A 9,364-nucleotide genomic window follows, 5' to 3' on the forward strand; every position below is an offset into this window, starting at 1 on the left:
GACCTCCTCGCAACTCGTGGTGGATGGTTCATGAGTGATCAGTGGGTCGCCGGTCGGTCCGCCCGGAGCAGGCTCCCCGCGGAGGGGATGTCGACGGTCAACCCGAGCTCCTTGAGCAAGGTGTAGGCGCCGGCGGTGGCGGCGGAGACGACCGGGATGCCGAATTCCTCCTCGGCGGGTTGTACGAGGTCCAAGGAGGGCATCTGGACACAGGCCGATATCACCAGGGCGTCGACCCCGTCCAGGTCCAGGTCACGTGCGGCCTCCATCACCCGTTCCGCCGGAATGCGGCCCACCTGCTCGTTGTCCTCGACCCCGAGGGCCCGCCAGTCGGCGACGTGGAACCCCTCGGCCTCCAGATAGGCCACGACCTGTTCGGCCAGGGGGCGCATGTACGGGGTGACCAGGGCGATCCGACGCGCGCCCATCGCACGCAGCCCCTCGGAGAGTGCTCCGGCGCTGGAGAGGACCGCAGCGCTGGCGCCTCCGGCGGACAGCTGCTCCGCGATCGACGATTCCACCCGCTGGTGCTCACCGGGGCCGCCCACCATCACCGCGACCAGGCACGCGTACAGGATGGCGTCGACTCCGGCGTCACCCAGTTCCAGCACGCAACGTTCCCGCTGGGCGTTCATCGCCCGCAGTTGTTCGGGCGAGACCGTGTGCATGCGCATACGGCTGGAGTGGAACGAGAAGTCGGCTTCGGGGTGGCGGTTCAGGAGCTGCGGCATCTCGGTCTCGACCGTCACGTTCGAACTGGGTACCACGAGGCCGATCTTGATGCGTCCAGGCATGGTCCACTTCCCTAGAATTGACTTGTGTAACTATTTTTCGACGCACGTGTCAGATTGTCAAGAGTGGTTGCCCGCAGGTGCGGAGGCACGGCGGTGGCCGGGCCGATGCGGCCCGGCCCGGCCCGAGGCGGTCGGCCGTACGACTCGTGACGTTCGAACATCCCGCCCCGTGCGAGGGAGTCGGTATCGGCCCCTGCGCGTCTTCGCCGGGTGCCGTGCTGCCGCAGGCGCGCCGGTGTGGCCGGGGGGCGGCGCACTGCCCGTTCCCCCACGGGCGACAGGAGGGCGCCCCTCCGCGAGCGCGAGGGGCAAGCCGGGTGCAGCAGGGCGGACGACGAGGAGGCCCCCTGCATCGCGATGCAGGGGGCCTCCTCGTCGTGCGGTGGCCGGTTCGAGGAAAGCTGCGGGCGTCAGCCCTCGCTCGGGAGCAGACGCTCCAACGCGTCGAGACTGGACCGGGCCATGGCCAGTGCGGTCCGCGCGGAATCCGCGGGCGTGCGGGGGGCGTCCGCGACGATCACCATGTCGATGGCGGACTGGCTGATCTGACGGGTCACGGTGTCGATGTCGTAATCCGCTCCCGGTCGGTACCACCAGGCGACCCAGTTGCACATGCCCAGGACGCTGAACGCCGCCACCTTGGGGTCGAGCGGCTTGAACTCCCCTCTGGCGACGCCTTCCTCGATCACGCCGGAGAGTGCGGCGAGTACGTCGCGTCGCGCCTGTCGGTGCCGTGTGCGCAGGGGTTCGGACAGCGCGGACTCCGTCTGGTCGTGGACGCGGAACTGATGCGGTGATTCAGCTCGTTGCCGGACGAGGCTGTCGACCAGTTGGCGGAGCTTCCCTTCCGGGGTGAGGTCCTCCCTCGCGCGCAGTTCGGCCAGGGCCTTCGCCAGGTTCAGGCTCATCTGCTCCACGAGCATCGCCAGCAGTTCTTCCTTGCTGGTCACGTAGTGGTAGAGAGCCGTGCGCGTGACGCCCACCGCCTTGGCGACGTCCCGGAGCGTGGTCGTCTCGTATCCGTTCTCCGCGAAGAGGAGCGTCGCCTTCTCCAAGACGTCGCGGGTGACGAGAGCGTGTCGTGCCGTGCTTCGGCGAGGGGCGCACGGGGCCTTCGGCGCCGGCCCCTGCGCGGCTTCGGTCCGACTCCCTCCTGGCGAATTCGTCATGTGATGATGATAGCCAGAGGACGGGCATGAGCGTCGATAGATTCACTCGCGCGACAACCGCACGACCGCGGTGGCCCGCACCCACCCCGGGTGGGAGCGTTCATCACGTCGAGGTGGAACCCGGCGTGGCCCGCGACCCGGCCTCGCGGGCGAGCTTGCCCTCGATGTCCTCTCGCAGGGTCTTCTTGGAGACCTTGCCGATGTTGGACAGCGGCAGCCCGGGGAGCACCTCCACCCGTTCGGGGAGCTTGTACTTCGCCAGCCCCTGGGCCAGCAGGAAGACGCCCAGGGACTCCACGGTCAGCGGCCTGGCGCGGGCTTCCATGACCAGGTAGGCGCACCCGCGCTCACCGAGGACCTCGTCCGGCATGGCGACCAGGGCGGCGTTGGAGACGTCGTGGTGGCGCATGATGAGCTCTTCGACCTCCTCGGCGTGGATCTTCTCCACCCCGCGGTTGATCACGTCCTTGATGCGGCCGTCGATGGAGTAGCAGGTCAGCCCGTCGATGGTGTGCCGTCTGGCGAGGTCGCCCGTGCGGTAGAAGCCGTCGTCGGTGAACGCACTCGCGTTGTGCCGGGCAGCCCGGTAGTAGCCGCGGATGGTGTACGGCCCCCGGACGCACAGCTCGCCGATCTCCCCGTCGGGAACTTCGGCGTCGCCTCCGGGGGTCAGGATGCGGACCTCGTCCGCAGGGGAGAGCGGTGTGCCGACCGTGTGGTGGCGTACGGCTTCCCCGGCCTGCGCAGGGGTGACCAGGAACATGCCCTCGGCCATGCCGAACTTCTGCCGTACGGCGATGCCCAACTCGTCGCGCAGTCGGTGGGCCACTTCCTCGGCCAGCTTCTGCCCGCCGACGATGAAGTCCTTGACGGAGGAGAAGTCGGCGGTCTTGCTGGCGGGTGCCTCCAACAGTCGGATCGCCAGGGCCGGCGGCACGAGCGGTATCACGCTGGGGCGGGTGGTTGCGATGAGGTCGAGCAGGGTGCCGATGTCCGCCGAGGGCGCGAGGGCCAGGGTCGCGCCGCTGAGCAGGGCGGGTTGCAGCGCCACCGAGATTCCGGCGTTGTGCATGATCGGCAGGGCGTAGAGCGCCACGGTGCCCGGGCCCCACCCCAGCGCAGCCGCCCATGCCCGGGCGTTGTACGCGTACTCCTCGTGCAGCCGCGGAGCGACCTTCGGCAGCCCGGTCGTACCCCCGGAGAGTTGGAAGACCGCGATCTGGTCGGATTCGTCCTGGTGGTACGGCAGCTCCGCGGAGCCGGCTGCCGCTCCCGCCGCGAGTAGGTCCTCGTACGCCACCGCTCCTTCGAAGGCCTCCCCGCGTGCCACGACGGCGAACTCCACGGTGCCCTCGGCCAGGAGCGAGCGGGCGTTGTCGGGCAGCAGGCCGCGCCCGAAGTCGGACTGCAGGACGAGGCCGCGTGCGCCGATGTGCCGGGCCAGGACGCCCACCTCCCTCACCCCGTGCTGGGGGAGGGTGCAGACCGGTTTTGTCCCGGCCAGCAGGCAACCGAGGTAGGAGACGACGGTCTCGGTGACGTTGCCCATCTGGAACATCACGGCGTCCCCGGGGCGCAGCCCGGTCGACTCCAGCAGACCCGTCGCGAAGTTCCGCGCGGCGTCGAAGAGTTCCCGGTACGTGCTGCTGCCTTCGGGAGTGATCAGCGCCGTACGGTCCGCGTGTGCGGCCGCGGCGGCCACCAGCTCCGTCGGTAGGGACCGGCCCGACCAGAAGCCTGCGGCCCGGTACCCGGCTGCGGTCGCGGCCGGGTGGGGGACGAGTCCGTCCACCTGCATGTCGCGGGGTCGTTCCGCCGCTTGGTTCGCCATGTTCCGCAATCTAAGCGACGGCACCCCCGAGGTCCAGCCTTCGTGTCTAATTATTGACGAACATGTCAAATCTGGTCGAGATGTCGACTTGACTTGGGCGTCGAGATTTTGACGTAGAGGTTGACATGGCGATGTGGCGCATTCCATCGTGGACGCGTCGCCCAGGGGAGGCCGAAGGGCTCGTTTCGCCCATAGGGCCCAATATCGCCAAGGGGAGAGGGACATGTCCACATTGAGTCCGAGCTCGAACTCCGCCCGATCACTGCCCGAGCCGTCCGAGGGACCTGCTACGCGCACACTGCTGCGCGGCGGGCGGATCGTGTCGATGGACCCCGCGGTGGGTGATCTCGTCGGGGACCTGCTCATCGAAGACGGTCGCATCGCCGCGGTGGGTACCGACCTGGAGATCGCAGAAGGCAGTGCCGAGGTCATCGACGCCTCCCGGCACATCCTGGTCCCCGGCTTCATCGACTCGCACCGACACCTGTACCAGTCGCTCCTGCGCGGCATGGCCACGGACTGGTCCCTGTCCCAGTACTTCACGACGATGTTCAGCGTGCTCGGCCCGAACATGGAGCCGGAACACCTGGCGCTGGGCACCTCGCTCGGTGCGTACGACGCACTCGACTCCGGGGTCACGGCCGTCTACGACTACTCGCACAACCAGACCTCGCCCGACCACACGGACGAGGCCGTACGCGCACTCCTGGACAGCGGCATCCGCTCGGTGTTCGGCTACGGCGGCACCTTGGCGCAGCACCTGGAGCTCCTGTCGCCGCCGTTCAAGAGCACCCCGAGCAACGAGGCCGAGATCCGGCGGGTGCGCAGCCAGTACTTCTCCTCGGATTCGGGACTGGTCACGATGGGCTTCGCGGTCCGCGGCCCGGACAACGCGACCATGGACGTCGTACGGGCCGACCTCGCCCTCGGCCGGGAGCTCGGGCTGCGGATCAACACCCACATCGGCATGGGCGTGCTCGACATCGCCGACCGGCCCCACGTGACCAGGTTGCACAAGGAGGGCCTGCTCGGTGACGACCTGATCTTCGGGCACTGCAACTTCCTCACCGAGGAGGAGTTCCGGCTGATGGCGGACGCGGGGGTGTCCGCCTCGGTCACCCCCGAGGACGAAGCCGGGATGGGGCACGGCTGGCCGCCGATCGTCCAACTGCTCAGGGCCGGCATCAGACCCAACATCGGCATCGACACCTGCATGGCCGTCGGCGGCGACCCGTTCACGGCGATGCGCTTCGCACTCGCGGTACCGCGCGGGCTGGCCAACCAACGGTCGATGGAGGAGGACTCCGCCAACCCGTGGCAGCTCAACGTCTCCGCCCGCGACGTGCTGGAGTTCGCGACCATCGAGGGCGCCCGCGCCCTCGGCATGGAGAGCGTCACCGGAAGCCTGACCCCCGGCAAGCAGGCCGACATCGTCATGATCCGCACCGACCACATCTCCATGGCCCCGGTCCTCGACCCGGTGGCCTCGATCGTGCACCACGCGAGCCGGCAGACCGTCGACACCGTCTTCGTCGCCGGCAAGGCCGTCAAACGCGACGGCGAACTCCTCGGCGTGGACATCGCGGACCTCACGGGACGGGCCGCCGACGCCGCCGCAGCACTGCTGGAGAAGGCCGGCATCTCACCGGGCTGGGCCCCCATGCCGCCCGAGGGCGATCACTGACCGGCGCCTCCCGACGCCCGCGCCCCCTCGGGACACGACCCCCGCCGGACCTCGGCCCGGGTGCCTGCGACCAGGTCCCGTGCCCCGTCCGTCGACACGGTGGCGGCTCGGGGCGCACGACCGCCCGCACCGTGCAGACGGCACGGCCGACCTCAGAGAAGGGCAACACAACGATGACCACACCGAGCCGCCCCCCGCAGCACCCCGCGGAGCCGCAGCAGAAGCACTTCTTCGTGATCTTCTCCGAGGCCGGCCGGCGACCGGAGGAACTCCCCGCCCAGATCCCGGCGCACCTGGAGTACCTCACCGGACTGGAGAAGCGGGGAGCGCTCTTCATGTCGGGGCCGTTCCTCGACGCGTCGGGACGTCCCGGCAGCGCCGGCATGCTGATCGTCCGGGCCGCGAACGTCGACGAGGCGTCCCTCCTCGCCGCCGGTGACCCCTTCCACAGCAGTGGCGCACGCAGGTTCCGGGTCGAGGAGTGGCAGGTGCACCAGGGCCGCATCGACCTCGCCGTCGACCTCTCGGACCGTACCCACCACCTCCGCTGATCACCCACCACCCCGAAGCCGCGCCAACGGCGCGCCCTCAGGAGGACGTCTCGTGATAATCCCCAACTCGCACCTCACCGTCGGCCTGGTCGCACCCGGCAAGATCGGCCTGCCCTTCGCGGCGAACCTCATCAACGACGGATACACCGTGTGGGGCTACCGGCGCAGTTCCATGGCGGACTTCGAGGCGATCGGCGGCAGAGCCGCCTCCTCGCCGAAGGACGTGGCCGAACGCGCCGACGTCATCTACACCTGCGTCACCTCCGCGGACGCGCTCGACGACGTCATCGACGGCGAGCAGGGGTTGCTCGCGGCCGGTCGGTCCGACCTGCTCGTGGTCGACATCGGAGCGATGCCGCTCAGCCGCAAGGAATCCGCACGCGACAGGCTCGCCGCTCACGGCATCACCATGCTCGACGCCCCGGTCAGCGGCACCCCTCCCATGGTCTCCGAGCGCCGTGGAGTGGTGTTCGGCAGCGGGGACGCGGACGCCTTCGACAGCGTCCGTCCCGCGCTCGGCGCCCTGGGGTCCATCGTCTACACGGGGGAGTTCGGCACCGGCTCGAAGATGAAGTTCGTCGCCAACACGCTGGTCGCCACCCACGTGGCGATAGCCGCCGAAGCCCTTGCCCTCGGCACCGCGATGGGCCTGGACCCGCACGTGGTGGTTGACACGATCAAGCCGTCCGCGGCGTCCTCGGTGATGTTCGGAGTCCGCGCGCCCATGATGGCGGAGGGCAGGTTCCACCCCGTCAGCGGAACGGCCGCGAGCATGATCGACGTGATGGACTCCATCATGGCCACGGCGGACGAAGTGGGCGCGGCGATGCCGGTGCTGAGCGTCGTCTACAAGATCTGCGCCGAGGCATGTGCGCAGGACTACGGCGAAGTCGACATCGCCGCGGTCATCCGGGTCCTGGAATCCGCATCCGCCAAGACCCTCGCCACCGGGCCCGACCTGGTCAGCGCGGGGGGCTGACGAGTCCACGGGCCCTCCCGCCCGCCTAGCGCCCCGGAGTACTTGACCACGACTGATGGGAACACCTCGATGTCCATAGACAACCTTGCAGGAGCCATCCCGATCCCGGCCGTGGGAGAACCCACGGAACAACGGAAGGGGCTGGGCATCCACCGCACCGGCCACGTCGCCCTCTTCAGCCCCGACCCCGCCGCCTCGGCCGACTTCGCCGTGAGACACCTCGGCTTCCGGCACGCCGGTCACGACGAGAACGGCCGCCACTACCTGGCCGGCCACGGCCCCGACGCCTACTCACTGGTCTACGCGCCCGGTACGAGCGGCCTGGAGGCCATCTCCTACATCGTCCCCGACGACACCGTCCTCGCGGAGGCGGCAGCCATGCTCACCCGGGCCGGCGTCACCGTGACCAGGAACGAGGAGACCTCGGAGTTCCACCCCGGCCCCAGTCTCCGTTTCAAGACCCCGGCAGGCCACCCGATCGAACTCCGGGTCGGCCACGCCCCGGAGGTTCCGGTCGCGGCGTCGACCCGCCGCCCCACCGCGGTACCCGCCCCGATCGCCTCGGACCACGTCGTCGTACGCACCGTCGACATGGAGCGTGAGATCGAGTACGTGAAGGGCACCCTGGGCCTCTTCGAGAGTTCGCAGATCCAACTGCCCGACGCCACCCCCCTGATGGCGTTCTTCCGTGGCGGCAGGCTGTACCACTGCCTGGCGCTGGCGAAGGCCGAAGTCGACGGACTGCACCACGTGCAGTTCACCGTCAAGGACCGGTCGGCCGTCCTCGAAGCCGCCGAGGCGTTCACCAAGGACGACGACGTGGAAATCGTCTGGGGTCCGGTGCGCCACGGTCCCGGCCACAACATCGCCGTCTACTTCCGCGATCACCTCGGACACATCTTCGAGTTCTCCTCGGAGGAGGAGATCATCCTCGACGACGACAACTACTTCCCCCTGCGTTGGTCGGGCGGCGACCCCCGTGCGGCCGACGAATGGGGCAGCTTCCCGCCGGAGAGCTTCCGCTGAAGCGGGAGCCCCGGAAGACCAGTGGGAACCCAGGGCCGCTCACCCAGGCACCGGCGGATCGCGGCGCACCGCCTCGGCTACCGCGCCGCATCCGCTGCTGTCCACTGCCCGTTCTCCCGCCCGTTCCCCACCCCCCTTCGAACACGCCGTAGTCGAGCCCGCCCGCGTTCAGTCCACGGCACGGTCCGTGCCACCCCGTTCATCCTGGAGAAACACTCATGCGTCTCGTCAGTTATCTGGACCCCTTCGGCCGCTCTGCTCCCGGTGCCGAGGTCCAGGGCCTCGGTGTGGTCGACCTGTCCCGCGTCCTGGACGCGCACGGTGTCGCTGTGCCCTCCTCCGTCGCCGACCTCTTCCGCCGCGGGAGCGACTACCAGGATTCCGTGCGTGCCGTGCTGGTGCGCGTCGGCGCCGAGCCCCAGCACGCGGCGGACCGGGGATGGGTGGTGCGCGAGCCGATCACCCTGCTGGCGCCCCTCGGCGAGCGAGTCCAGACCGTTGCCGCAGGAGCGAACTACCGTTCCCACCTGGAGGAGATGGGTGAGGAACCGCCCGAGAAGCCCGCCTGGTTCGTGAAGTCCCCGATGCCGACCGGAACCGGTGCCTCCATCGTCATCCCCGCCTCCGCGCCGGACAAGGTCGACTTCGAAGGCGAGTTCTGCGTCGTCTTCGGCCGCGAATGCCACGCGGTCACGGCCGAGGAGGCCATGGACTACGTCGGCGGGTACACGATCATCAACGACGTGTCCGCCCGTGACGACATTCCGAAGCTCGCCGCAGCCACCACTCCCGAAGAGGGCCGTTGGGCCTGGACCACGATGCTGCTCGGCAAGCAGTACCCCAGCTTCTGCCCGATGGGTCCCGTCGTCGTCACGGCGGACGAGATCGCCGATCCGGGTGACCTCGCGATCACGACCACCCTGAACGGGAAGGTGATGCAGCGCGGCCACACCTCGGACATGCTCACCAGCATCCCCGAACTCATCGCGTACCTGTCGCAGTTCTTCAGCTTCGCGCCGGGTGACGTCATGAGCACCGGTTCGCCCGCCGGAGTCGGAGTGGCCCGCAAACCCCCGGTGTTCCTGCGCGCCGGTGACGAGATCCAGGTCAGCGTCGAGGGCATCGGCGACCTGGTGAACCGTCTGGTGGGTCCCTGACGCGAACGGTCGGGGACTCCGTACCGCCCCCTTCCCGGTGATGACGGACCACCCCTCAGACAAGCGTCCATGTGGGGCGTCGCCGGGCGGGGTGTCTACTCGCTGAACATAAGCAGGCAATCCAACGCAAGGTGTACGTAGGTACGGAGGTGGTTGGGCATGATCGTGAATGC

The 9,364-nt window shown here is 69.1% G+C and carries 8 protein-coding genes; 5 read left to right on the forward strand and 3 right to left on the reverse strand.

What is annotated here, in order from left to right; translation table 11 throughout:
- Nucleotides 1-38: 38 nt before the first annotated feature.
- From ABT092_RS25240 to ABT092_RS25250, 3 genes are all read right to left on the reverse strand, one after another.
- On the reverse strand, nt 39-794 hold the full coding sequence (locus tag ABT092_RS25240) for a maleate cis-trans isomerase family protein (protein WP_351247663.1): 756 nt from the start codon (nt 792-794) through the stop codon (nt 39-41).
- 410 nt (nt 795-1,204) lie between these two features.
- Nucleotides 1,205-1,849: a TetR/AcrR family transcriptional regulator gene (locus ABT092_RS25245; protein WP_351247665.1), complete on the reverse strand. Its 645-nt coding sequence runs from the start codon at nt 1,847-1,849 to the stop codon at nt 1,205-1,207.
- A 217-nt stretch (nt 1,850-2,066) separates the two neighbouring features.
- Nucleotides 2,067-3,794, reverse strand: coding sequence for an AMP-binding protein (locus tag ABT092_RS25250; protein ID WP_351247667.1), 1,728 nt, complete (start codon nt 3,792-3,794; stop codon nt 2,067-2,069).
- Between the two features lie 223 nt (nt 3,795-4,017).
- Between ABT092_RS25250 and ABT092_RS25255 the strand changes: the two genes are divergently transcribed.
- The 5 genes from ABT092_RS25255 (at nt 4,018) to ABT092_RS25275 (ending at nt 9,191) form a co-directional block, all read left to right on the forward strand.
- Nucleotides 4,018-5,478 carry an amidohydrolase family protein gene (locus ABT092_RS25255; protein ID WP_351247669.1) on the forward strand — a complete coding sequence of 487 codons (1,461 nt, stop codon included), beginning with the start codon at nt 4,018-4,020 and terminating at the stop codon, nt 5,476-5,478.
- 173 nt (nt 5,479-5,651) lie between these two features.
- Nucleotides 5,652-6,029, forward strand: coding sequence for a YciI family protein (locus ABT092_RS25260; RefSeq protein ID WP_351247671.1), 378 nt, complete (start codon nt 5,652-5,654; stop codon nt 6,027-6,029).
- Between the two features lie 52 nt (nt 6,030-6,081).
- Complete coding sequence (locus tag ABT092_RS25265; protein ID WP_351247673.1) at nt 6,082-7,008, forward strand: NAD(P)-dependent oxidoreductase; 927 nt, start codon at nt 6,082-6,084, stop codon at nt 7,006-7,008.
- Nucleotides 7,009-7,119: 111 nt separating this feature from the next.
- Entirely contained in the window at nt 7,120-8,034 is a 915-nt protein-coding gene (locus ABT092_RS25270; protein ID WP_351247675.1) for a VOC family protein, read from the forward strand.
- A 218-nt stretch (nt 8,035-8,252) separates the two neighbouring features.
- On the forward strand, nt 8,253-9,191 hold the full coding sequence (locus tag ABT092_RS25275) for a fumarylacetoacetate hydrolase family protein (protein ID WP_351247677.1): 939 nt from the start codon (nt 8,253-8,255) through the stop codon (nt 9,189-9,191).
- Nucleotides 9,192-9,364: the final 173 nt, after the last annotated feature.

Source organism: Streptomyces sp. NPDC002490 (assembly GCF_040296045.1).
Taxonomy (GTDB): Bacteria; Actinomycetota; Actinomycetes; order Streptomycetales; family Streptomycetaceae; genus Streptomyces.

What these genes read in the sequence shown, in the direction of transcription:
- ABT092_RS25240 (WP_351247663.1), bottom strand. Translation starts at nt 794, where the DNA reads ATGCCTGGACGCATCAAGATCGGCCTCGTGGTACCCAGTTCGAACGTG.
- ABT092_RS25250 (WP_351247667.1), bottom strand. Translation starts at nt 3,794, where the DNA reads ATGGCGAACCAAGCGGCGGAACGACCCCGCGACATGCAGGTGGACGGA.
- ABT092_RS25255 (WP_351247669.1), top strand. Translation starts at nt 4,018, where the DNA reads ATGTCCACATTGAGTCCGAGCTCGAACTCCGCCCGATCACTGCCCGAG.
- ABT092_RS25260 (WP_351247671.1), top strand. Translation starts at nt 5,652, where the DNA reads ATGACCACACCGAGCCGCCCCCCGCAGCACCCCGCGGAGCCGCAGCAG.
- ABT092_RS25275 (WP_351247677.1), top strand. Translation starts at nt 8,253, where the DNA reads ATGCGTCTCGTCAGTTATCTGGACCCCTTCGGCCGCTCTGCTCCCGGT.